This is a genomic window from Candidatus Thiothrix sulfatifontis, from assembly GCA_022828425.1.
GTDB lineage: Bacteria > Pseudomonadota > Gammaproteobacteria > Thiotrichales > Thiotrichaceae > Thiothrix > Thiothrix sulfatifontis.
This window is the reverse complement of sequence record CP094685.1, coordinates 1,973,913-1,997,753: the sequence shown is the minus strand read 5'-3', so window position 1 is coordinate 1,997,753 and position 23,841 is coordinate 1,973,913. Positions and strand designations below refer to the sequence as shown.

The 23,841-nt window shown below is 52.2% G+C and carries 20 protein-coding genes; 3 read left to right on the top strand and 17 right to left on the bottom strand.

The genetic code is table 11. The features are described from left to right. Positions 1-27 precede the first annotated feature (27 nt). Complete coding sequence (smpB, locus tag L3K52_10225; protein ID UOG93993.1) at positions 28-513, bottom strand: SsrA-binding protein SmpB; 486 nt, start codon at positions 511-513, stop codon at positions 28-30. Positions 514-609: 96 nt separating this feature from the next. On the opposite strand from smpB, the gene L3K52_10220 reads away from it, so the two are divergent. Further along, positions 610-1,653: an AAA family ATPase gene (locus tag L3K52_10220; GenBank protein UOG90583.1), complete on the top strand. Its 1,044-nt coding sequence runs from the start codon at positions 610-612 to the stop codon at positions 1,651-1,653. 56 nt (positions 1,654-1,709) lie between these two features. Here L3K52_10220 and acnB read toward each other — a convergent pair whose 3' ends face one another. The 8 genes from acnB to rpsO all read right to left on the bottom strand — a co-directional run bounded on the left by acnB (position 1,710) and on the right by rpsO (position 13,280). Next, positions 1,710-4,313, bottom strand: coding sequence for a bifunctional aconitate hydratase 2/2-methylisocitrate dehydratase (acnB, locus tag L3K52_10215; protein ID UOG90582.1), 2,604 nt, complete (start codon positions 4,311-4,313; stop codon positions 1,710-1,712). 28 nt (positions 4,314-4,341) lie between these two features. Continuing rightward, on the bottom strand, positions 4,342-5,646 hold the full coding sequence (locus tag L3K52_10210; protein ID UOG90581.1) for a citrate synthase: 1,305 nt from the start codon (positions 5,644-5,646) through the stop codon (positions 4,342-4,344). Between the two features lie 28 nt (positions 5,647-5,674). Continuing rightward, entirely contained in the window at positions 5,675-6,550 is an 876-nt protein-coding gene (sucD, locus tag L3K52_10205) for a succinate--CoA ligase subunit alpha (protein ID UOG90580.1), read from the bottom strand. Beyond that, positions 6,547-7,716, bottom strand: a complete 1,170-nt coding sequence (gene sucC, locus L3K52_10200; protein UOG90579.1) for an ADP-forming succinate--CoA ligase subunit beta — start codon at positions 7,714-7,716, stop codon at positions 6,547-6,549. Before sucC ends, sucD begins: the two co-directional genes overlap by 4 nt. Before the next feature lie 113 nt (positions 7,717-7,829). Next, positions 7,830-9,266, bottom strand: a complete 1,437-nt coding sequence (lpdA, locus tag L3K52_10195; GenBank protein UOG90578.1) for a dihydrolipoyl dehydrogenase — start codon at positions 9,264-9,266, stop codon at positions 7,830-7,832. Between the two features lie 29 nt (positions 9,267-9,295). Then, positions 9,296-10,510, bottom strand: coding sequence for a 2-oxoglutarate dehydrogenase complex dihydrolipoyllysine-residue succinyltransferase (odhB, locus tag L3K52_10190; protein UOG90577.1), 1,215 nt, complete (start codon positions 10,508-10,510; stop codon positions 9,296-9,298). A gap of 215 nt (positions 10,511-10,725) precedes the next feature. After that, the gene (gene pnp / locus L3K52_10185; protein ID UOG90576.1) at positions 10,726-12,819 is read right to left on the bottom strand and encodes a polyribonucleotide nucleotidyltransferase; all 2,094 of its coding nucleotides are present in this window, start codon (positions 12,817-12,819) and stop codon (positions 10,726-10,728) included. Between the two features lie 191 nt (positions 12,820-13,010). Beyond that, positions 13,011-13,280: a 30S ribosomal protein S15 gene (gene rpsO, locus L3K52_10180; GenBank protein ID UOG90575.1), complete on the bottom strand. Its 270-nt coding sequence runs from the start codon at positions 13,278-13,280 to the stop codon at positions 13,011-13,013. A 108-nt stretch (positions 13,281-13,388) separates the two neighbouring features. Here rpsO and L3K52_10175 point away from each other — a divergent pair, with 108 nt between their 5' ends. Further along, the gene (locus L3K52_10175; GenBank protein ID UOG90574.1) at positions 13,389-14,147 is read left to right on the top strand and encodes a GNAT family N-acetyltransferase; all 759 of its coding nucleotides are present in this window, start codon (positions 13,389-13,391) and stop codon (positions 14,145-14,147) included. A gap of 37 nt (positions 14,148-14,184) precedes the next feature. Further along, positions 14,185-14,649, top strand: a complete 465-nt coding sequence (locus L3K52_10170) for a cytochrome c (protein UOG90573.1) — start codon at positions 14,185-14,187, stop codon at positions 14,647-14,649. Here the strand turns inward: L3K52_10170 and L3K52_10165 are convergent. From L3K52_10165 to L3K52_10130, 8 genes are all read right to left on the bottom strand, one after another. Next, the gene (locus L3K52_10165; GenBank protein ID UOG90572.1) at positions 14,646-15,758 is read right to left on the bottom strand and encodes a YeeE/YedE family protein; all 1,113 of its coding nucleotides are present in this window, start codon (positions 15,756-15,758) and stop codon (positions 14,646-14,648) included. The two genes, L3K52_10170 and L3K52_10165, sit on opposite strands and share 4 nt — an antisense overlap. A 122-nt stretch (positions 15,759-15,880) precedes the next feature. Then, positions 15,881-16,561, bottom strand: a complete 681-nt coding sequence (locus L3K52_10160) for a cytochrome b/b6 domain-containing protein (GenBank protein ID UOG90571.1) — start codon at positions 16,559-16,561, stop codon at positions 15,881-15,883. Then, positions 16,558-17,361, bottom strand: a complete 804-nt coding sequence (dapB, locus tag L3K52_10155) for a 4-hydroxy-tetrahydrodipicolinate reductase (GenBank protein UOG90570.1) — start codon at positions 17,359-17,361, stop codon at positions 16,558-16,560. The genes L3K52_10160 and dapB overlap by 4 nt, the downstream gene beginning before the upstream one ends. Continuing rightward, complete coding sequence (dnaJ, locus tag L3K52_10150; protein UOG90569.1) at positions 17,361-18,524, bottom strand: molecular chaperone DnaJ; 1,164 nt, start codon at positions 18,522-18,524, stop codon at positions 17,361-17,363. The genes dapB and dnaJ overlap by 1 nt, the downstream gene beginning before the upstream one ends. 80 nt (positions 18,525-18,604) lie before the next feature. Next, positions 18,605-20,521: a molecular chaperone DnaK gene (gene dnaK / locus L3K52_10145; protein ID UOG90568.1), complete on the bottom strand. Its 1,917-nt coding sequence runs from the start codon at positions 20,519-20,521 to the stop codon at positions 18,605-18,607. Between the two features lie 105 nt (positions 20,522-20,626). Further along, positions 20,627-21,175 (bottom strand): nucleotide exchange factor GrpE, encoded by a 549-nt coding sequence (gene grpE, locus L3K52_10140; GenBank protein UOG90567.1) that lies wholly within the window; start codon positions 21,173-21,175, stop codon positions 20,627-20,629. Positions 21,176-21,281: 106 nt separating this feature from the next. After that, complete coding sequence (gene trxA / locus L3K52_10135; GenBank protein ID UOG90566.1) at positions 21,282-22,157, bottom strand: thioredoxin; 876 nt, start codon at positions 22,155-22,157, stop codon at positions 21,282-21,284. A gap of 6 nt (positions 22,158-22,163) precedes the next feature. Continuing rightward, positions 22,164-23,810, bottom strand: coding sequence for a YdgA family protein (locus tag L3K52_10130; GenBank protein ID UOG90565.1), 1,647 nt, complete (start codon positions 23,808-23,810; stop codon positions 22,164-22,166). Positions 23,811-23,841: the final 31 nt, after the last annotated feature.

Below are 23,841 nucleotides of genomic sequence, written 5' to 3'. Positions count from 1 at the left end.
GGAAAGATTCTTCGCCCCCAACGACACTCAATGCCGCTTCATAATGCGCTCTTTTTCACGGCTCCAATCGCGTTCTTTTTCAGTGTCACGCTTGTCGTGTTGTTGTTTGCCTTTTGCCAAGCCGATTTCGACTTTGACACGGTTATTTTTCCAATACATTGCCAAGGGTACAACGGTGTAACCTTTGCGGTCGACTGCATTATTGAGCTTGATGATTTCGGTATCGTGCAGCAACAGTTTGCGGGTGCGCAATGAGTCGGGAATAATATGAGTAGAGGCGGATAATAAGGCGCTAATGTGTGCGCCAAATAAAAATACTTCGCCTTTTTCGAGAATCACGTAACTTTCTTTAAGCTGGATACGCCCTGCCCGCAGGCTTTTCACTTCCCAGCCTTGCAGCACCAAACCCGCCTCGAAGGTTTGCTCGATGTAATAGTCGTGGCGTGCCTGCCTGTTCACGGCAATGCTTTTGCTGCCGGGGGCACTTTTCTTCTTGGTCGTCGCTTTTGCCATGAGGGTAATAATCGCCATGCAAGTTAAGGAAACATGAAATGATACGCGGGTTTGCCGTATCATCAAGTGCTTTGTGACAATACTACAGGATTCCCCATGCGCCCAGCTTCACTCAGTTCCATCCTCGACAAAGAGTTTCTCGGCACGTTAGAAGGTCATCATACCCCCGTAATGTTGTGGGGGCCGCCGGGTGTAGGCAAGTCGCAAATTGTGGCACAAGTCGGGGTTCGCCACGGTGCGCCGGTGATTGATGTGCGCTTGTCACAAATGGAACCCAGCGATTTGCGCGGCATTCCTTTCCGTGACAAGGAACTGGTGGAATGGGCGATTCCCTCCATGCTACCGGATGAAGAACGCCACGGGGCAATGGGTATTTTGTTTCTGGATGAAATCACCTCCGCCGTGCCAAGTGTATCCGCCGCCGCGTATCAGTTGATTTTAGACCGCCGACTAGGTGATTACCGCGTACCGGATGGCTGGGCAATCTTTGCCGCAGGCAATCGCCAAGGCGACCGAGGCGTGACTTACACCATGCCCGCCCCCTTAGCCAACCGCTTTTCACACTTTGAAGTCGATTTGAATCTGGATGACTGGGTAGCCTGGGCATACAAGCACCACATCGACGAACGCATTATCGGCTTTTTGCGCTTTCGCCCCGAACAATTGTTTAACTTTGATCCGGCACACAATCCGGTCGCCTTCCCTACCCCGCGTTCGTGGGAATTTGCGCACCGCGCCTTGCAGAAATTTGGCAATTCCCCCAATTTATTGTTGGGAACCTTGCAAGCCTGTGTCGGGCCAGCGGCGGGGATTGAATTGAAAGCCTTTGTGGATAGCCTCGATCAAATGCCGGATTTGGATGCAATTTTACGCGGTGAAGATGTTAAAGCGCCCAAAGAAGTGGATTTGCAATACGCAGTGGCTTCATCGCTGGTAGGGAGGGCGATTCGCGCAAAAGGTACGCCAGAAGCGGCGGAAACTTATGGGCATATTCTCAATTACGCCAAGGCATTTCCGCTGAAAGAAATGGGCGTGATGTTGGTGTCGGATATGCTCCGCGCTGTGGGTGATGAGATTTTTGGGATTCCCGCATTTGCGCAGTGGGCGCAGTCGATTGGCGATATTATGTTGTACGATTAAACGATGTTGTAGAAAAAAGCCCCGACAATGCGGGGCTTTTTTACAGAGAGTGGGTGTTACCCCGCCACTACCGGAATCGGCACAACCTTCTGCGCCGCCTTCTGATAATGCTCCATCTTATCGAAGTTCAAATAACGGTAAATATCACCCGCCATGCTATCAATCTTCTTCGCGTACTCCATGTACTCCGCAACCGTAGGCAATTTGCCCATGATCGCCGCCACAGAAGCCAGTTCCGCCGAAGCCAAGAACACATCCGCGCCAGTACCCAAACGGTTCGGGAAGTTACGGGTAGACGTAGACACAGCAGTGGAATTTTCCGCAATACGCGCCTGATTCCCCATGCACAATGAACAACCCGGCATTTCCATCCGCGCACCCGCACGCCCGAAGATGTTGTAGTAACCTTCGTCACTCAACTGCGAAGCATCCATCTTGGTTGGTGGCGTAATCCACATACGAGTCGGGATTTGCGCAGTCGTCGCATCCAGCAACTTACCCGCCGCACGGAAGTGACCGATGTTGGTCATGCACGAACCGATGAAGACTTCATCAATCTTGCGACCAGCGACTTCTGACAACAAACGCGCATCATCCGGGTCATTCGGCGCACACAAGATAGGCTCTTTGATCTCATCCATATTGATTTCGATCACCGCCGAGTATTCCGCATCCGCATCCGCACGCATCAGGCTAGGGTTCGCCAACCATGCTTCCATGCCCTTAATGCGACGCTCGATGGTGCGCGGATCGCCATAACCTTCCACCAACATCCACTTCAACATCACGATGTTAGAACGCAGGTATTCCGCAACCGATGCTTCCGACAACGCAACCGTACAACCCGCCGCCGAACGTTCCGCCGACGCATCCGACAACTCAAACGCCTGTTCAACCGTCAGGTGATCCAACCCTTCGATTTCCAGCACCGTGCCGTTGAACACGTTCTTCTTGCCCTTCTTTTCCACCGTCAGCAAGCCTTCTTTGATCGCTTGGTGTGGAATGGCATGAACGAGGTCACGCAACGTGATACCCGGTTGCATTGTGCCGGTGAAACGTACCAACACCGATTCCGGCATATCCAATGGCATAACGCCAGTAGCAGCAGCAAACGCCACCAGACCCGAACCCGCCGGGAAGGAAATACCAATCGGGAAACGGGTATGCGAGTCACCGCCCGTACCCACGGTATCCGGCAACAACATCCGGTTCAACCACGAGTGGATAACACCGTCACCGGGGCGCAACGACACACCGCCACGAGTCATGATGAAATCAGGCAACGTGTGGTGCGTTACCACGTCAACCGGCTTAGGGTAAGCCGCCGTATGGCAGAAAGACTGCATCACCAAATCCGCCGAGAAGCCCAAGCAAGCCAAGTCTTTCAGCTCGTCCCGCGTCATCGGGCCAGTAGTATCTTGTGAACCCACCGTCGTCATTTTCGGTTCGCAATACATACCGGGGCGTACACCCGTCATGCCGCAAGCCTTACCGACCATTTTTTGCGCCAGTGTAAAACCTTTACCCGTGTCAGCAGGCTGCTCAGGCGTGCGGAACAAATCAACCGGCGGCAGCCCCAGTGACTCACGCGCCTTAGCCGTCAAACCACGCCCGATGATCAAATTGATACGACCACCCGCACGCGCTTCATCCAACAACACTTGGGTTTTCAGGCTGAAGGTGGAAATAACTTCATCCGTACCATGACGCTTGGCAACGCCCTCATACGGATAAACATCAACCACGTCACCCATGTTCATTTGGGCAACATCCATTTCAATCGGCAGCGACCCAGAATCTTCCATCGTATTGAAGAAGATCGGCGCAATTTTGCTACCAAAGCAGTAACCGCCCACGCGCTTGTTCGGAATCCCCGGCATATCGTCGCCAAAGAACCACAGCACGGAGTTGGTGGCAGACTTGCGCGAAGAACCCGTACCCACCACGTCACCGACGTAAGCCACTGGGAAGCCTTTCGCTTTCACCGCTTCGATTTGCTTCAAAGGGCCGACGCTGCCTTGGACTTCTGGCTCGATACCATCACGCGCCATTTTCAGCATCGCGTTAGCATGGAGTGGGATGTCAGGGCGTGACCACGCATCCGGTGCAGGCGACAAGTCGTCAGTATTGGTTTCGCCGGGAACTTTGAAAACGGTAACGGTGATTTTCTCAGCCACTTCAGGCTTAGATGTAAACCACTCGCCTGCTGCCCAAGATTCCATGACTTTTTGTGCAGACGCATTGCCCGCTTTCGCTTTGGCTTCTACATCATGGAATGCATCAAACATCAGCAAGGTGTGTGACAAGGCTGTAGCTGCTGCGTCCGCCGTTGCAGGCACATCCAGCGCAGCAATCAACGGTTGCACGTTGTAACCACCCAACATCATGCCGAGAACTTCGACCGCACGCACCGGGCTAATCAATGCACAAGTGGTTGCACCCGTGACAACGGCAGCAAGGAAACCGGCTTTCACATAAGCGGCTTCGTCTACACCCGCCGGAACACGGTTTTCCAGCAAATCAACCAGAAAGGCTTCTTCGCCCGCCGGAGGGTTTTTCAGCAAATCAACCAGTGCAGCGGTTTGTGCCGCATCCAATGGCTTCGGCGGGATGCCTTGAGCGGCGCGTTCGGCAACGTGTTGGCGATATTCTTGCAACATTCAATCAATCTCCTCAAAACAACAAAACTTATCTTTCATCCACTGGAACATAATCGCGGCTTTCCGCACCCATGTACAACTGGCGTGGACGGCCGATGCGCGACTCCTCATCACCCATCATTTCATCCCACTGCGAAATCCAGCCGATGGTACGTGCCAGCGCAAACATCACCGTAAACATGCTGACCGGAATCCCCATGCTCAGGAATATAACACCGGAATAGAAATCGACGTTCGGGTACAGGTTACGCGCTTTGAAATACTCATCGTTCAATGCCACGTGTTCCAGCTCACGCGCAATCGCAAACAACCGTTGGTTCGGGTCATTGGCGGGCAAACGATCCAGAATCTCATTCGCCAATTCGCGGATAATCCGCGCGCGTGGGTCATAGTTTTTATACACGCGATGCCCGAAACCCATCAAACGGAAACGGTCATTTTTGTCTTTGGCGCGTTCTACCCAATGCGACAATGGCAAGCCGGATTTTTCCATGTCACGCAACATGGTAATCACCGCCTCATTAGCCCCACCGTGCGCAGGCCCCCACAACGACGCAATCCCCGCCGCCACCGCTGCAAACGGATTCGCTTCCGAACTGCCCGCCAAACGCACTGTAGACGTGGATGCATTTTGCTCATGGTCAGCGTGCAAAATCATAATGACTTCCAACGCTTTCACGTGCAACGGGTCAGGGATGTAAGGCTCGGTCGGCACGGAGAACATTAGGTGCAAAAAATCTGCCGCATACGACAAATCATTGCGCGGGTAAACAAACGGCAAGCCAACCGAATAACGGTAGCTCCACGCCGCAATCGTCGGCATTTTCGCAATCAAACGGTGCGCGGAACGCTTACGTTGTTCTGGGTCATGGATGTTCATGTCATCGTGGTAAAACGCCGACAACGCCCCCACGACCCCCACCACGGTTGCCATCGGATGCGCATCACGGCGGAAACCCCGGAAGAAATACTGCACTTGATCATGCAACATGGTGTGGCGCGAGATCATGTACTCAAAATCCGCCAACGCTTGCTTGGTGGGTAAAGTTTTATTCAGCAGCAAATAGCAGACTTCCAAAAAGCTGCTGTGTTCTGCCAACTGCTCAATCGGATAACCACGGTAGAGCAGCGTGCCTGCATCCCCATCCAAATAGGTGATTTCACTGGAACAACTCGCCGTTGACATAAAACCGGGGTCATAGGTGAAATACCCCAGCTCCTTGTACAGTTTGCGGATGTCAATGGTTTTGACCCCGATGCTAGGCTGAAGCACGTCCAGCTCAACCTGTTTGCCGGTAGCGTTATCAATGATGGTGACAGTTTGTTTGGTCATGCAGGCACTCCAAAAAATTAACGAATACTTATCTTTGCAGGGCTGCGAATGCAGCAGCAACGCCCTTTCCTAGTTCAGCCGGAGACTGAACAGTATACACGCCCGCTTGTTGCAGTGCAGCATACTTTTCCTGAGCCGTACCTTTCCCGCCTGCAATAATCGCACCAGCATGACCCATGCGCTTACCCTTGGGTGCAGTCACGCCTGCAATGTAGGAAACCACTGGCTTGGTTACGTTGGCTTTAATGAATTCCGCCGCTTCTTCTTCCGCTGAACCGCCGATTTCGCCGCACATCAAAATGACTTCGGTTTGTGGGTCAGCCTGGAACAAGGTCAGCGCATCAATGAAGCTTGTGCCCGGAATCGGGTCGCCACCAATACCGATACAGGTGCTTTGACCCCATTCGTTGGTTTGCTTGACCGCTTCGTAAGTCAGCGTGCCGGAACGTGACACGATACCGACACTGCCAGGTTTGTGGATGTGACCCGGCATAATGCCGATTTTGCATTCGCCCGGTGTAATAATGCCGGGGCAGTTGGGGCCAATCAGACGCACGCCAAGGCTATCCACCACCACTTTCGCATCCAGCATATCCAGTGCCGGAATGCCTTCGGTAATACACACGATCAGCTTAATACCGGCGTAGGCCGCTTCAATAATCGAATCTTTGCAGAATGCTGCCGGAACGTAGATCACGCTGGCATCCGCGCCTGTCGCTTCCACCGCTTCGCGCACGGTATTGAACACCGGCAAACCTAAATGCGTTGTGCCGCCTTTACCCGGTGTAATCCCGCCGACCATGTTGGTGCCGTAAGCAATCGCTTGCTCAGAGTGGAAAGTCCCTTGCTTGCCGGTGAAACCTTGGCAGATGACTTTGGTGTCTTTGTTGATTAATACGCTCATGCGGCATCTCCTACGGCAGCAACGATTTTCAGGGCAGCATCGCCAAGATCGCTTGCAGCAATCACAGCCAAGCCGCTATTAGTCAGCAATTCAGCACCTTTTTCGGCATTATTGCCTTCCAAACGCACTACAACAGGGACAGAAACGTTCACTTCTTGCACCGCTTTGATAATCCCTTCGGCAATCAAATCGCAACGCACAATGCCACCGAAGATATTAATCAGAATGCCTTTAACCGCAGCGTCGGACAGAATGATCTTGAAAGCTGCCGCTACCCGTTCAGCCGTTGCACCACCGCCTACGTCGAGGAAGTTGGCCGGTTGACCGCCGGACAGTTTGATAATGTCCATCGTCGCCATTGCCAAGCCTGCGCCGTTGACCATGCAACCGATATTGCCTTCGAGTGCGACGTAGTTCAGTTCCCATTCGTCTGCTTCCAGCTCACGCGCATCTTCTTGGGATTTGTCACGCATCGCTACCAGTTCAGGCTGGCGGTAGAGCGCGTTGCTGTCCACATTCACTTTGCCGTCAAGACACAACAAGTTGCCTTCAGCCGTGACTACCAGTGGGTTGATTTCGACCAGGGACAGGTCTTTTTCCTTGAACATTTTGCCCAAGCCGACCAGCAACTTGGTGAATTGCCCAATCTGTGCGCCTTGCAAGCCTAAGCCGAATGCGAGTTCACGGCCTTGGTACGGCATCACGCCAACCAGCGGATCAACCTGCACTTTGAGGATTTTTTCCGGGGTTTCGTGCGCAACCTTCTCGATTTCCATGCCGCCTTCGGTGGAAGCCATGATCACGATGCGGCGGCTGGAACGATCCAACACTGCGCCGAGGTACAGTTCGCGGGCAATATTGCAGGTTTCTTCCACCAAAATGGTGTTGACGGGTTGACCGTGTTTGTCGGTCTGGTATGTGACCAGGTTTGTACCCAGCAAGCTGGCAGCAAATGTACCCGCTTCTGCCGGAGTCTTAACCAGTTTCACGCCACCGGCTTTGCCACGTCCACCCGCGTGGACTTGCGCCTTGACTACCACCGTCGCAGTGCTTAGAGAAGCCGCTGCTGCTTCGGCTTCAGCCGCTGTGGAGGCGATTTTGCCAGTGGGTACAGGCATACCGTATTGGCTAAAAACCGCTTTGGCCTGATATTCGTGTAAATTCATCCTCAGTCTTCCTTTGGTAGTTCACCGCGAAAACGCGGGTTATAATCGTACAAACGCCACGCATCTGCGTGCAGCAGACCGTGGCGTTAAAGCGTAGGGGTTAACGGTGTGGCTTACTTACGCTTTTTGCCAACGGCATGTAATGCCCGCCCATCCACTGCCAGCATGGCCTCGTGTATTGCCTCGGAAACGGTTGGGTGCGCAAATGTCATGCGAGCCAAATCTTCTGACGAACATTCGGTTTCAATCGCAATCACTGCCTGCCCGACCAATTCGGAAGCCAATGGCCCCACAAAATGCACGCCCAGAATGCGGTCAGTTTTGGCATCTGCCAGCACTTTCACCAAACCATCGGCTTGATCCATCGCTTTGGCGCGACCGTTGGCGGCAAACGGGAAGCTGCCTGTGTTATACGCAACACCAGCGGCTTTCAATTCGGCTTCGGTCTTACCGACCCACGCGATTTCCGGGTGCGTGTAAATAACCCACGGAATCGCGTCGTAATTGATGTGCGGCTTTTGACCGGCAATCTGCTCAGCAACCAGCACACCCTCTTCCGAGGCTTTGTGTGCCAGCATTGGCCCTACAATGCAGTCACCAATCGCGTAAACACCCGGCACGGCAGTTTGCAGATGCGCATCGACAACGACACGTCCGCGATCATCCAGTTGTACACCGCAATCAGCCGCGAATGCGCCAGCAGTATTGGACTTGCGCCCGACAGCGACGATCAAGCGATCAACCAGCAAGGTTTGCTCACCGTTCGGATCGTTGTAGGTCACGGTTACGCCGTTATCGCCTGCTTCGACCTTGGCAACCTTGGAGCTAAGGCGGATGTCCAGCCCTTGCTTTTTGAATTGCATCTGCGCGGATTTAGCCACGTCACGGTCAGCCGCACCGAGGAAATCGTCCATCGCTTCGATGACCACCACTTCAGAGCCGAGCCTGCGCCACACGCTGCCCATTTCCAAACCGATCACGCCTGCACCAATCACACCGAGTTTGCCGGGAGTGGTTTCCCAATCCAGCGCACCGGCAGAATCCACAATGCGGGTATCCAGCCATTTGGCAATCGGCAGTTCAATCGGGGTAGAGCCTACCGCGATGATGACGTTATCAGCCGCAGCCGTTGAAACCGTGCCATCATGCGCGGTGACTTCGACTTGCTTGCCAGCCAGCAACTTGCCACGGCCTTGCAACCAGGTAATACCGTTGGCTTTGAACAATTGCTCAATACCGCCAGTCAGTTGGCTGACGATTTTGTCCTTGCGGGCAATCATCTTGGCAACGTCAATCTGCAAACCGTCAACCGTGATGCCGTGGTCAGCATTGTGTTTGGCGATTTCTTCGTAACGCTCGGAGCTTTCCAACAACGCTTTGGAGGGAATACAACCAACGTTCAAGCAAGTACCGCCGAGGGCTGGCTTTTGCTGTTTGTTGATCCACTCTTCCACACACGCGGTTTTCAAACCGAGTTGAGCGCAACGGATAGCGGCGACATAACCGCCGGGGCCTGCCCCGACGACGATGACATCATATTTATCAGTCATGGTGCAAAATCTCCATGAATAAATTCCCCTCAAACATCCAGAACCAAGCGAACCGGGTTTTCGACCAATTCCTTGATGGTTTTGAGGAAAGTGACAGCACCTTGACCGTCAACAATGCGGTGGTCATACGAAAGAGCCACATACATCATCGGGCGAATAACAATCTGATCATTGACAACGACAGGGCGCTTCTGGATCGCGTGCATCCCCAGGATCGCGCTTTGAGGAGGGTTTAGAATTGGGGTTGATAGCAACGACCCAAAAACGCCCCCGTTGGTTATAGTGAACGTACCACCAGTCAGATCGCTCATATCCAGCTTACCTTCACGAGCTTTGGCAGCGTAACCGGCAATGCCGGATTCGATGTCAGCCAAGCCCATGTTTTCGGTGTTGCGCAGGATAGGCACGACCAGACCGCGATCAGATGACACGGCAATCCCAATATCGCAGAAGCCGTGGTAAACAATGTCATTGCCATCAATCGAGGCATTGACTTCAGGAAAACGTTGCAGCGCAACAGCGGCTGCTTTGACGAACAGGGACATAAAGCCCAGTTTCGCTTTGTGTTTTTTCTCGAATGCGTCTTTGTATTCAGTACGCATATCCATCAACGGCTTCATGTCGATTTCGTTGAAGGTAGTCAGCATCGCGGTCGATTGCTTGGCGTACATCAGGCGTTCGGCGATGCGGGCACGCAGGCGAGTCATCGGCACACGCTGTTCGGTGCGAGCGCCGGAAGCAGAAACAACAACGGTTGGTGCAGGTGCGGTGGCGACGGGTGCAGGCGCAACAACAGGAGCGGGTGCGGCAGCAGACTTCGCGACAACAGCGGCTTGCACGTCTTCTTTAAGGATACGGCCTTGTTTGCCGGAACCGTCAACATCCGCAGCAGAAAGATCGTTTTCTGCCATCAGTTTGCGGACAGCGGGGGCAGTTTGTGGCTCGGCGCTTGCTGCTGGAGCAGAAGCCGCAGGTACTGCTTCGACTTTCGGGGCTGCGGCAACTGCGCCAATCGTCATACGCCCCAGCAATTGGCTGCTAATGACGGTTGCACCCGCTTGTTGAACGATTTCGGTGAGGACACCATCGGCAGGAGCAGGTACTTCCAGTACCACTTTGTCGGTTTCGATTTCAACCAGCACTTCGTCCTGTTTGACACTATCGCCCACTTTTTTGCTCCATGTCACCACGGTAGCATCGGCGACGGATTCCGGCAGTACCGGGGTCAGAATCTCACTGCTCATCTGCACACATCCTTACTATTCTACTAATCTTAGAAATTGTCGACATTATAGGGCTTTTAGTACGAAAGGTCAATCAAAAAACACAATATTGTCGACACATTGCATGTGTTTGCGTTAAAAACACCGCTAAATAATAACATAAACACAATATTGTCGACACCAAAAACAAAAGACCCCGTAGGGTCTTTTGCTAACATCGGAGGAAAGGAAAAATCTTACTCGCCTTCGCCCACGGCTTTCATGCTCAAGCGCATCCGACCTTGGCGGTCGATTTCGATGACTTTGACTTTAACCACATCGCCTTCGTTGACGAAATCGGTCACGCGCTCGACGCGCTCATCGCTGATTTGTGAAATGTGCAGCAACCCGTCTTTGCCCGGCAGAATGGTGACAAATGCACCGAAGTCCATCAAGCGCACGACTTTACCCGTGTAAACCTTGTTCAGTTCCACTTCGGCAGTAATCGCTTCGATCATGCTGCGGGCTTCGTAAGCCGCTTTCGCATCAATTGCCGCAATCTTGATGAAACCTTCGTCATTAATGTCAACGCTTGCGCCGGTCGCAGCGGTAATACCACGGATGGTTTCGCCACCTTTACCGATGACTTCGCGGATTTTGTCCGGGTTGATTTTCATGGTGACATAACGCGGTGCGTATTCAGACACTTCATCACGCGGTGCTTCCAAACCTTTCGCCATTTCACCCAAGATGTACAAACGGCCTGCTTTGGCTTGCACCAGCGCTTGCTGCATGATTTCTTTGGTAATGCCGGTGATCTTGATGTCCATTTGCAGCGCGGTGATACCGTCAGCAGAACCCGCTACTTTAAAGTCCATATCACCGAGGTGATCTTCGTCGCCGAGGATGTCGGACAATACCGCAAAACGCTCACCTTCTTTGATCAAGCCCATGGCGATACCCGCGACTGGCGCTTTCAAGGGTACGCCCGCATCCATCATCGCCAAGGAACTGCCGCACACGCTCGCCATGGAGCTAGAACCGTTGGATTCGGTGATCTCAGACACGCAACGAATGGTGTACGGGAAATCATCAAGGTTAGGCACCATCGCTTTCACGCCGCGTTTAGCCAAACGCCCGTGACCAATTTCACGCCGCTTGGGTGAACCGAAACGCCCGGTTTCACCGACACTGTACGGCGGGAAGTTGTAGTTAAACAGGAAGTTGTCTTTGTATTCGCCGGTAATCGCATCAATCACCTGTGCATCGCGTTCTGTCCCCAACGTGGTCACAACCAACGCCTGCGTTTCACCACGGGTAAACAGCGCGGAACCGTGAGCACGCGGCAATACACCCACGCGGACGGTAATTTGACGCACGCTATCCAGCGCACGACCGTCGATACGCGGTTTGCCATCCAAAATACTACCGCGCACGACTTTCTTTTCAGCGTTTTTGAATTCACCTTTGATGTCGTCAGCAGAGAAACCTGTCTCGCCTTCTTTCGCTGCCAGTTTCTCAACCAATGCGCCTTGCACGTCGTGGATACGCGCATAACGCGCTTGCTTGTCGGCAATTTGGAAAGCTTCAACCAGATCAGCCGAACAAGCTGCTTCCACGGCATCTGCCAGTGCAGTGTTTGCCACTGGTGCCGTCCAATCCCACGCGGGAGTAGCAACTTCTGCCGCCAATTCTTTGATGGCTTGGATAGCAACTTGCATTTGTTCATGACCAAACATCACCGCGCCCAGCATCACGTCTTCGCTGAGTTCTTTCGCTTCAGATTCCACCATCAGCACTGCACAGTCAGTACCGGCGATAACCAAATCCAACTCGGATGTTTCCAGTTCTTCCTTAGATGGATTCAGCAAATAGCCGCCATCACGGTAGCCAACCCGCGCCGCACCCATCGGGCCTTGGAATGGCATACCGGACAGCGCCATCACCGCTGAAGCCCCCAACAATGCCGGAATGTCCGCGCTGACGGATGGATTCATGGAAACCACGGTGGCAATCAATTGCACTTCGTGGGTAAAGCCTTCCGGGAACAACGGGCGCAACGGACGGTCAATCAAACGTGCAATTAGTGTTTCTTCTTCGGTAGCACGCGCTTCACGTTTAAAGAAACCACCGGGAATGCGCCCCGCCGCGTAGAATTTTTCTTGGTAATCCACGGTCATTGGGAAAAAGTCACGACCTGGCACCGTTTCTTTACTGCCAACGACAGTGACTAACACACTGGTGTCGTCCATGGTAATTAAAACGGCGGCGGTGGCTTGTTTGGCGATTTCGCCGGTTTCGATAGTGACGGTATTATTGCCGTATTGGAAAGTCTTGGTGATTTTTGCCATGACGTTGGAATTTCCTTTGATAGGTTTTATTGCGAGTGAAGTTCACGGGCAGGCTGTTGAGAAAAGTTCGGCAGTAAACACGGTACAAACCCTTATCAACAACCTTCCTGCGTGACAAATAATAGTAAACAATTCGTGCGTACATAACAAAACACCGCACAATGGCGGTGTTTTGTAGTGGTTGCCCCGACTTAGCGGCGCAGACCCAAGCTGGAAATCAGCGCTTGATAGCGATTCAGATCCTTACGCTTCAGGTAATCCAGCAGCTTACGGCGCTGGCTGACCATTGCCAACAACCCGCGACGGGAATGGTGGTCATGTTTGTGGGTTGCAAAATGGTCCGTCAGATGCTGAATCCGCGCTGTTAATAGCGCAACTTGCACTTCCGGGGACCCGGTATCTGTGTCTGATTGGCGGTATTGTGCAACAACACCCGCCTTAATTTCTGCACTCAGAGACATATTCGCCTAGGCTCCAGATTAAAGGTTGCTAAAAAGGCGCAGATTATACACATAAGGCTAAATGTAGTATAGTTTTACGTAACACTAAAATAATTATTGGCTACTATCATGCGTGTTCAACATTACCGTTATGGCATTCCTATTCAAAAATACTATTTTGCCCACACCACTCGACCCACTTGGCGTGATGTGTTACTTCCCACCGCGTATATGGATTGCTACGCAGCAACAAAACCAGCGCTGTTTTATACCGAATACCGGCACACCTTGCTGACCGATTTGAATGCGGATGAAGCCGCTATTTTCCAGAATTTTTCTAAAGACGCTCGCAATCAAATCCGGCGCTGCGAGCAAGGACGGTATTTCAGCCTCAATCTGAATGCCGCGCTGGAAGACTTTATGCCGCTGTACAATGCCTTTGCAGAAAAACGCGGCTTATCTCCATTTACCGATCACGATGCACGCGCCATCGGCAGCGAAAATTACCACATTTTCAGCGTTGAACACGCAGGCCATCCGATCATTTGCCATTTTTACTTGCAATGCCCACAACAGGGTGTAACCAATCTGCTGATTTCAGCCAGCTCCCAAGCATACAATCACGACCCGGATATGCGGCGTTCGATGGGGTTTGCCAATCGCTGCTTGCATTGGCAAGGAATGCGGCATTTCAAAGCAGCGGGGTTCCACACTTACGATTGGGGCGGTTATGCCGTGGATGCTACCGACCCGGTGATGCAAGGCATTAATCGCTTCAAGCGCACGTTCAATGGTAAACTTACGCCGATTTACAATTACTACTCACCTTTTTATGCTTTTATTGAAAAGCTACGCCACACCCTGCGACAATCGCAATCTCACGTATAACGATTTATGCCCTCACTAACATTCAAGGAAATAACCCATGAATATGTTTACTAAAATCTTCGCCATCGCCGTCACCGCCATGAGCGTTGCCGCCATCTCCACCGTAACGGCTGAAGAGAAATCACCCGAAGAAGCCGCGATTGAATACCGTCAGTCCAGCTTCAAAATGATTAAGCACCATTTCGGCCCAATGGGCGCCATGGTTAAAGGCGAAAAAGAGTTCAACGCAGAAGAGTTTGCAAAAAATGCTGAAGCAGTTGCAGCATTGAGCAAATTTCCAATCAACGGCTTCACCGCAGGCAGCGACATGGGCGAAACCGACGCGAAAAGCGAGATCTGGGCAAACATGGATGACTTCAAAAAGAAGATGGAAACCTTCCAAGTAGAAGCGGCATCATTGGCAGAAATTGCTAAAAGCGGCGACATGGCAGCCATCAAGCCACAATTCGGCAAAGTGGGCGAAACTTGCAAAGCTTGCCACAAAGAGTACAGAAAAGACTAAGGGGATACCCTAAGCCCCAGCCCTTTGCCCGGTAAGGGTGAAGGGTTGTTCGAGGCAGCTTTCAGGGCATCGGCTTTGCGATCGACCAGCCAATCCATGATACCTGCGCCGATCCACATGCTAAACAGTGCGACCCAAGCGGTAATAACCAAAATAACGCCGCCGGTAACACCCGCACCCACAGCGCAACCACCCGCCAGCATTCCGCCAAACCCCATCAATACCGCCCCAATAAAAAACCGGGTAAAGCCGCTGTCTTGCGTGAATTGTTGCCATTTGAATTCATGTGTCACCAGCGCTGCTAAAAATGACCCCAGAAACACGCCCGGCACTAACCCAATATTGAAACTCAGTGACAAGTAAGGTTGGTTAATTAAGCCCATTAAAGTATCTGCCGAAGGGCCAGTGAAACTAACACTCTGCACCTGCACGATGTCAAACGAATTACTGGCTTGCCAACTGGTCAAGAACCATCCCAACGCCACGGATAAGCCGGTGATCATCGCCGCAAGGCTGTACCATTTACCCACCTCGTGACGTTTCGCGAACCACAAGGCAACTGCCAAAAAAGCCACACCTAACATCATGCCACCGTAAGGCGGCAACCAGCCCGCGAAACTGCGCGAACCGCCATCAACTAACCACCAAGAAGAAATTTCTTCGCGCAAGGGTGACAAACCGCCCGTCAAGGAAGCCTGCGCCACAATTGTCACCACCAGCCCCGCCACCATCGTGCGCATATTGCCAGTTGCCGACAACACCAGCAAACGGCTGGCACAACCGCCCGCCAACACCATCCCGCCACCAAACAACAAGCCGCCGATAATCGCACCAGACATAGACCCTGCATTATTCAACTGCCGAATCTGCCCGGTATCAATTGCACCTGTTGCAATAAAATATTGAGTACCCAGCATCGCCGCCCCAAAAGCCAGCAGCCAAATTGCAAACTTTTTACCCGTCTGCCCACGCCAAAATTCCACGCACGCGGCGCGCAAACAAAAACGGCTTTGCTGTGCAAAAACACCGAACGTCAACCCCACCACTATCCCAATGACAGCGGAAATCTCTGCGGTACTCAAATAATTTACCAAGGTCTCGTAATTCATTTCACTCTCCCTTCACTGCGCGAATTCACAATGAAGCCATGCCATAATCAATACAGCATATGTTAATTAGTATATTAAGAAATGCTAATGATCTATATCAAGATAGTGTGTAATGGTTACGATCACTGTGACAAAAAAACAATACCGAGCACAACACCCGCGTAGACCAGTACAAATACCAACAACCCCAACCATGCAGGTTTGAATACCAATGACTTAGGCGGCGACTGTTGTGCGGGCCAGTCGGCCTCCCCCACGACCATTGCCTTGATTAAATTAGTGCGCTTGTAAAAGCGGTAAAAAAAGACCGCAGCAATATGCACCCCAGCCAATAACAAAATACTATTAAAACCGAGATGATGAATAGATGTCAGCCATTCAGCCGTACTGCCAGACACCAATCCCATCAACGGCCCTTCAGTCATAATGTCATCAGTAGCAAACAAACCTGTCACGGCCTGCGTCAACACTGCCAACAATAAAACCACCACCATCCACGCGCCTAACGGATTGTGCCCGCCATGAAACGCAGTAGCCTGACTGCGTAACTCGCGCAAATGTTCCAACGCTTTGGCGGGAACTGCCAAAAATTGCCGAAACCGTGAAGTATCACTGCCGATAAACCCCCAGATAACCCGAAACAGCACCAATGCCAGCAGCAAAATACCGCTGCGCTCGTGCCATACCATCCAGTTACCACCGATTTCCGCACTGAACCACGAAAACCCGATACCGATTACTAACGTCCAGTGAAACAGACGTGTCGGCAAATCCCAAAGCCTTACCGGAATCGTTTGCATCATTTCAGCCCTAGCACATCTTGCATATCAAACAAGCCCGATGCTTTATCATCAAGCCAACCAGCAGCCCGTACCGCACCTTTCGCAAACGTCATCCGGCTGGATGCTTTATGGGTAATTTCCACCCGCTCACCCACATCGGCAAACAATACCGTGTGATCACCGACCACATCGCCAGCGCGTACCGTGGCGAACCCAATGGTCTGGCGTTCACGTTCGCCGGTTACGCCTTCGCGCCCGTAAACCGCGCATTCTTTCAAATCACGCCCCAGCGCATTCGCCACCACCTCACCCATGCGCAACGCCGTGCCGGAAGGCGCATCGACTTTGTGGCGATGATGCGCTTCCATAATCTCAATATCGACGGTATCGCCCAGCACGCGTGCTGCCATATCGAGCAACTTCAGGCACAAATTCACGCCCACACTCATATTCGGCGCAAACACCACCGCGATTTGCTCGGCAGCTTTGGCGATAGCAGCTTTGCCATTGTCATCAAAACCTGTCGTGCCAATGACAATTTTTTTGCCTTTGGCAACACACCAGTTCAAATGCAACAAGCACGGCTCAGGGCGCGTAAAGTCGATCAATACATCGAAATCGTTCGCCGCATCATCCAGTGTTGGCGCAATGACCACACCGTTTTTGCCAATGCCCGCGACTTCACCCGCATCCGCCCCGATCAGCGAACTCGCGGGTTGTTCGGTAGCAACCGTCAGTTCCAAGCCGTCGGTTTGCGCACACGCTTCAATCAACGCCTTGCCCATACGCCCAGCCGCGCCTACGATGGCAATCCTAGTCATTATTTGTCACCTTCAAACAAGTCTTTGACGAAACCTTTGGCCTTGTCCAACCAGCCGTGCTCTTGCGGGCTGTGTTTTTTGCCGCCGTGCACAAAGGTAGCATCCAATTCTTCCAACAATTCACGTTGCCGTTTGGTCAAATTCACCGGCGTTTCCACCACGACACGGCAAATCAGATCACCAACAGCAGCGCTGCGCACCGATTTCACGCCCTTGTTGCGCAAGCGGAACTGTTTGCCGGTTTGCGTTTCGGCGGGAACTTTAAGACTGACGCGATTGCCGTCCAGCGTTGGCACTTCAAACTCGCCACCGATGGCAGCCGTGGTGAAGCGAATCGGCACTTCGCAATGCAAATTATCGCCTTCGCGCTGGAACAAATCGTGTGGCTTGACGAATACTTGCACGTACAAATCGCCCGATGGCCCACCGTTAATACCGGCTTCGCCTTCACCCGCTAAGCGTACCCGATCGCCATTGTCCACACCTGCTGGAATGCGCACTGACAGGGTTTTCTGCTTTTCTTTGCGGCCTTGACCGTGACAATCAGGGCAGGGGTCGGCAATGATTTTGCCCTTGCCGTGACAATGCGGGCAAGTCTGCTGAATAGCAAAGAAACCTTGCTGAATCCGCACCTGACCACTGCCATGACAGGTTGGGCAGGTTTGCGGGTGCGTGCCCGCTTTTGCACCACTGCCGTTACAGGTATCGCAATGTTGCAAGGAAGGCACACGAATATCGGTAGTAGTACCGAATACCGCATCTTCCAGTGTCAATTCGAGATTGTATTGCAGGTCGCTGCCACGGTAAGCACGATTTGCGCCACCACCGCCTCTGCCGCCGCGTGCGCCACCAAAAATGTCGCCGAAAATGTCCTCAAACACATCGCCGAAACCACCTTGAGCACCACCGCGCCCGCCGCCGCCAAAACCGCTGGACTGATCGACACCGGCATGACCGAACTGATCATACGCAGCACGCTTTTGCGGGTCATTCAGCACTTCGTAAGCTTCTTTGGCTTCTTTGAATTTGGCTTCTGATTCGGCATTGTCAGGGTTGCGGTCGGGATGATGCTTCATCGCCAAACGGCGGAATGCCTTTTTCAGGTCATCTTCGCTGACATTCTTTTGTACACCAAGGACTTCGTAATAATCCCGCTTGGACATAAATTCTATCCCCACTTAAACGCAATCAGGCACAGCAAGAGTTCCTGCTGCGCCTGCATATTTAGAAGACAGTAAGTGTATTACTTCTTGCCATCGACTTCTTCAAATTCAGCATCAACGATGTCGTCATCGCCCGCTTTGCCACCGGCTTGTGCGCCTGCACCCGGCTCAACGCCGCCGTCTGCGCCGCCCGCCATTTGCTGCATCAGCTTGCCAGATGCTTCCATCAACGCTTCGGACTTGCGCTCGATCACGTCTTTGTTGTCGCCTTTAATCGCATCACGCAATTCGCTGATCAGGGATTCGAGGTTAGCACGCGATGCGCCATCCACTTTCTCACCGTACTCTTTCAGTGACTTTTCCGTGCCGTGTATCATGCTGTCGGCTTGGTTACGCGCATCGACCAATTCGCGAGATTTACGGTCATCTTCCGCGTGCGCTTCCGCATCCTTCACCATTTGCTGGACTTCAGCATCGGACAAGCCGGAAGAAGCCTTGATCACGATGGTTTGCTGCTTGCCGGTAGACTTGTCTTTCGCGCCAACGTTCAAGATGCCGTTCGCGTCGATGTCAAACGTCACTTCTACTTGTGGCATACCACGCGGTGCAGGTGGGATGTCTTGCAGGTCGAAACGACCCAGTGACTTGTTGTCACGCGCCATTTCACGTTCACCTTGCAGCACATGCACGGTCACAGCCGTTTGGTTGTCTTCAGCGGTCGAAAACACTTGCGATGCCTTGGTGGGGATCGTGGTGTTCTTTTGGATCAGCTTGGTCATAACGCCGCCAAGGGTTTCGATACCCAATGACAGTGGGGTAACGTCCAACAACAGAATGTCTTTAACGCCGCCGCCCAATACGCCGCCTTGAATCGCGGCACCAACAGCAACCGCTTCATCAGGATTCACATCTTTACGTGGCTCTTTGCCGAAGAAGTTTTTCACCGCTTCTTGCACTTTAGGCATCCGGGTCTGACCACCGACCAAAATAACATCGTTAATTTGTGCAGCAGATAAACCTGCATCTTTCAGCGCAATTTTACACGGTGCCATGGTGCGCTCAATCAGATCATCCACCAGTGATTCCAGCTTGGCTCGGCTCACTTTGATATTCAAGTGCTTCGGGCCAGTCGCATCAGCGGTAATGTACGGCAAATTCACATCCGATTGTTGGCTGGTTGACAACTCAATCTTGGCTTTTTCTGCCGCATCTTTCAGACGTTGCATCGCCAGTGCATCGCCTTTGAGGTCAATGCCGCTGGTTTTGCGGAATTCGTCTGCCAGATAGTCAATCAAGCGCATGTCGAAGTCTTCGCCACCGAGGAAAGTGTCACCGTTGGTAGACAATACTTCAAACTGCATTTCGCCATCAACGTCGGCGATTTCGATGATGGATACGTCAAACGTACCGCCACCCAAGTCGTAAACGGCAATTTTGCTGTCGCCTTTGGCTTTATCCATGCCGTAAGCCAGTGCAGCGGCGGTTGGCTCATTGATGATACGCTTGACTTCCAAACCGGCAATTCTGCCCGCGTCTTTAGTGGCTTGGCGCTGCGAGTCGTTAAAGTAAGCCGGAACAGTAATAACCGCTTCGGTGACAGGCTCGCCCAAGAAATCTTCAGCGGTTTTCTTCATCTTCATCAGCACGCGGGCGGAAATTTCTGGCGGGGCCATTTTCTTGCCGCGCACGTCTACCCACGCATCGCCGTTGTCGGCTTGGACAATTTTGTACGGCACGAGTTTGATGTCTTTTTGTACCGCATCTTCTTGGAAACGGCGACCGATCAAACGCTTAATCGCGTACAGGGTGTTCTCTGGGTTGGTGACGGCTTGGCGCTTAGCGGTTTGACCGACCAGCACTTCGTCTTCCATGAACGCAATGATCGACGGGGTAGTACGATCACCTTCTGCGTTTTCGATAACACGGGGCTTGTCGCCATCCATGACCGCCACGCAAGAGTTAGTTGTACCCAAGTCAATACCGATAATCTTTCCCATAGTGTCTCTCCAGAATGCTTTTTGTAGGGCTAATACGAATGTTGTCAGTTGGCTTGTTTATGTGGGGCTAACTGCCCGTTTTCAAGAGCCGATGTGACAGAATCTTTACTTTTTGCTAACCATGACCATCGCAGGGCGTACCACGCGACCGTTCAGCAAGTAACCTTTTTGCATGACCAGCGACAAGGTATTGTTGTCGAACTCAGGGTGCGGCTGCATCGACATGGCTTGGTGGTGTTCAGGGTTGAACACGTCACCGGGTTTGCCAATCGAAGTGATGTTGAATTTTTCCATGACGGTTTCAAACTGCTTGAGGGTAAGCGCCATGCCTTCGCGAATTTGCTCGATGTCACCTTGCGCTTGCATTCCCATTTCCAAGCTGTCAATCACCGGAATGATAGATTCGAGGAATTTTTGGGCAGAATATTTGTGCGCGTCTTCAATTTGTTTTTCAAAACGACGGCGTTGATTCGCCATTTCCGCTTGCGCTCGCAGCAATTGTTCGTAGTTATCGGCGGCTTCCGCTTTGGCTTTGTCGAGTTCAATTTGCAAGGTATCAGTGTCTAATGGCTCAATGTCCATCACGTCCATCACAGCGTCTTCAGCATCGTTTGTCGCTGCGTCTTGCAGGTTGTTGTCTTTGGGATCATTCATTGTGCTACTCCACGGCGATAAAAATCATTTCGCCGTGGAAAGTAGGGTTTAGTTTGGGGATTTCAAGGGCGACACCCGAAAAATGCCAGCAATACGGCAGGAAATATCAATAAAGCAACGCAAACAATTTATTACGATACTTTTTCACCAACGGATTGCCCGAACCGATCAATTCAAACGTATTGAACAGCCCTTGCTTACCCGCGCCATTCTCGAAGCTGCTATCTTTCTTATGGACAGCAAAATACAGCTCCAAACCCGCTTCGACCTCATCCATCGCCACGCGGATTTTGGCAAGTTCCAACATGGTCGCAAGGTCGTCAGGATTTTCCGCTAAACGCTGCTCCAGTGCTGACGTGTCCACACCAACCACTTGCGCCTGCAATTTGGCACGTTTCACATCCGCCAACAGTTGGCTGAGGATTTGGTTGTCGATCGCATCCGGCGGAATGCTTTGCAACAATACTTCGGCTTCATCAGCACGTTCTTGCTGAATCAGCATTCCCGCCAGTTCCACCACGGCTTCGTAGAAATCCGGCTCGTGTTGCACCACTTGTTCCATCAACTGCGTTGCGCCCGGCAAATCACCGTTGTTGTACATTTCCAGTGCTTGCTGGCGGTACGGCTCAGTTTTGCGCGTGCGGTGGCGGTCGATGAGTTTGCGGATTTCAGACTCTGGCTGTACCCCCGTGAATTCATCCACGATTCTGCCATCCTTGATGACCTTGACGGTCGGCAAGTTGCGTACACCGAATTGGGTGGCGAGTTGCTGCTGTTGGTCGCTATTGACCTTCACCAGAATGAAACCGCCTTGGTATTCGTTTGCCAATTTCGCCAAAATCGGCATCAGCGTTTTGCAGGGTTGACACCAGTCCGCCCAGAAATCCACCAAGATCGGGACTTGGAATGAACTGTCCATAATCTGCTGGAAATTCTGCGCGGTCGCTTCAAAAATGTACGGGGAAGTTGCGTTTTCTGCCATTATTCTTTACTCCTTGTTAGCGTCTGCGGCGGGTGCTGCTTCAGTCGCAGGCGCTTCCTCAGCCCCCATTTGCTGCTGCATTTGCTGCAACTGTTTCATAATCTCGATGGTTTCTTTAGGCACATCATCGCTTTCTTCCAGTAATTGAATCATTTCTGGGGTTAGACCTTCTGCCTCGATCTTTTTCATCAAATCTTCAGGAATGCCCATATTCGGGTCGCCGCCCTCTTCCATCATGTTCTGATCCATACCCGGCGGCGCCAGCATAGCCACAAAGTCAGCAAACGGCATCTGTTTGCCATTCAGGGTAACATTTTCGCCCGCCAGCTCGATGGCACTGGTAATTTTCTCGCCGTCCAATTTCAGCAAACCCTGTTCACTAAGCGGGGTCAACATCAGCTCAGAACCGGGAGGCAGCAAGGCTTTATCGGCATCCAAGGTTACTTTGCCTTTCATGAGTTTTGCCCAGTCATTGGGGCCGTAACTGGCAAGCGCCATCATATCGGGGGCTGCTTTACCCGTGTAGGTCAAATCCACATCGGCATTCAGCTTACCCTTGGGGCTTTCGGTCAAGAGCGTGGTATGCAGACGGCTTTTGTCGGTTTTCAGCACTTTAGCAAACAAGGTTTCGACGACTTTGCCGGTAGTATCGGTCAATTGCGTCATCAACTCCTGCTGTTTTTGCTGGCCTTCCGGGGTTTCGGTGGCTTCGCTGCTCCACAGCATTTGATTTTGAAGGCTTTGCAACTCAGCTTGTAGCTTGCCCAATTCTTCTGCGCCAGCCATATCCAAACCGCTAAGGTCGAGTTTGAAATCCAGCTTGCTAAACGCGTCGTCGACGCCCTGAACATTGCTGGCTTGCGTGGCAATTGTAAACGCCAATTCATTGTCAGTAACGCCGCTGTCGGACTGCATCGCCAAATCAAAGCTGACGGGTACGGTCGTGTCTTCCGCTAAAATGCTCACGCCCGGCATCTTGAGATCGAACGTTCCCAACGCTTGCCCGCCAATCATGCCGGTCATGTCGCCTTCTAATTGCATGGAAGGCAGGGTGAATTGCGCCGTGGTATCTTTAATTTCAATTTTACCCGCTTGCATCGAAATCTTACCCGTCATATCCGGCGCTGAAGTGCCAGACAAGGTAATGCTATCCATTTGTGCGGTCGTGCCATCCTGATCCACTTTCAGCGGATTCGTGGTGAAGTGGTAATCCGTATTGCCGCCAAAACCAATCACGGTGTGGCCTTCTAACGGCGCTTTACCCGCAAATGCCGTGGTTAACCATTGACGCTGCTCCGCATCCAACGCTTCGGTATCCAGTTGCGTGTGGATTCGTGCGGTGCCGAACTGCACCGGGCTGCCGCCACCGATAAACACCGGGCCATTGCTAATTTCATTGATGAATTGGATTTCACCCAAACCGCTCAACGGTGGCACGTCCATGATCAGCTTGGTAATCGCAGTAGCGCCCAATGCGCTTTTTTCATAGCTGACCAGTTCTTGCTTGATACCATTTTGGGCGGAGGCTTGATTTTGTTGGTCGATAAACTGTTTCAAGGTGGTTTCAGTCTGTTGACCGACATACCAATTAGTACCGCCCCACGCGACCAGCAAAACAACGGGAACAGACAGCAGTATAACTAACTTTTTCATTATAGATTCCTGTAGGATGTATTTTGACACT

What these genes read in the sequence shown, in the direction of transcription:
- smpB (UOG93993.1), bottom strand. Translation starts at nt 513, where the DNA reads ATGGCAAAAGCGACGACCAAGAAGAAAAGTGCCCCCGGCAGCAAAAGC.
- L3K52_10220 (UOG90583.1), top strand. Translation starts at nt 610, where the DNA reads ATGCGCCCAGCTTCACTCAGTTCCATCCTCGACAAAGAGTTTCTCGGC.
- acnB (UOG90582.1), bottom strand. Translation starts at nt 4,313, where the DNA reads ATGTTGCAAGAATATCGCCAACACGTTGCCGAACGCGCCGCTCAAGGC.
- L3K52_10210 (UOG90581.1), bottom strand. Translation starts at nt 5,646, where the DNA reads ATGACCAAACAAACTGTCACCATCATTGATAACGCTACCGGCAAACAG.
- sucD (UOG90580.1), bottom strand. Translation starts at nt 6,550, where the DNA reads ATGAGCGTATTAATCAACAAAGACACCAAAGTCATCTGCCAAGGTTTC.
- sucC (UOG90579.1), bottom strand. Translation starts at nt 7,716, where the DNA reads ATGAATTTACACGAATATCAGGCCAAAGCGGTTTTTAGCCAATACGGT.
- lpdA (UOG90578.1), bottom strand. Translation starts at nt 9,266, where the DNA reads ATGACTGATAAATATGATGTCATCGTCGTCGGGGCAGGCCCCGGCGGT.
- odhB (UOG90577.1), bottom strand. Translation starts at nt 10,510, where the DNA reads ATGAGCAGTGAGATTCTGACCCCGGTACTGCCGGAATCCGTCGCCGAT.
- pnp (UOG90576.1), bottom strand. Translation starts at nt 12,819, where the DNA reads ATGGCAAAAATCACCAAGACTTTCCAATACGGCAATAATACCGTCACT.
- rpsO (UOG90575.1), bottom strand. Translation starts at nt 13,280, where the DNA reads ATGTCTCTGAGTGCAGAAATTAAGGCGGGTGTTGTTGCACAATACCGC.
- L3K52_10175 (UOG90574.1), top strand. Translation starts at nt 13,389, where the DNA reads ATGCGTGTTCAACATTACCGTTATGGCATTCCTATTCAAAAATACTAT.
- L3K52_10170 (UOG90573.1), top strand. Translation starts at nt 14,185, where the DNA reads ATGAATATGTTTACTAAAATCTTCGCCATCGCCGTCACCGCCATGAGC.
- L3K52_10165 (UOG90572.1), bottom strand. Translation starts at nt 15,758, where the DNA reads ATGAATTACGAGACCTTGGTAAATTATTTGAGTACCGCAGAGATTTCC.
- L3K52_10160 (UOG90571.1), bottom strand. Translation starts at nt 16,561, where the DNA reads ATGATGCAAACGATTCCGGTAAGGCTTTGGGATTTGCCGACACGTCTG.
- dapB (UOG90570.1), bottom strand. Translation starts at nt 17,361, where the DNA reads ATGACTAGGATTGCCATCGTAGGCGCGGCTGGGCGTATGGGCAAGGCG.
- dnaJ (UOG90569.1), bottom strand. Translation starts at nt 18,524, where the DNA reads ATGTCCAAGCGGGATTATTACGAAGTCCTTGGTGTACAAAAGAATGTC.
- dnaK (UOG90568.1), bottom strand. Translation starts at nt 20,521, where the DNA reads ATGGGAAAGATTATCGGTATTGACTTGGGTACAACTAACTCTTGCGTG.
- grpE (UOG90567.1), bottom strand. Translation starts at nt 21,175, where the DNA reads ATGAATGATCCCAAAGACAACAACCTGCAAGACGCAGCGACAAACGAT.
- trxA (UOG90566.1), bottom strand. Translation starts at nt 22,157, where the DNA reads ATGGCAGAAAACGCAACTTCCCCGTACATTTTTGAAGCGACCGCGCAG.
- L3K52_10130 (UOG90565.1), bottom strand. Translation starts at nt 23,810, where the DNA reads ATGAAAAAGTTAGTTATACTGCTGTCTGTTCCCGTTGTTTTGCTGGTC.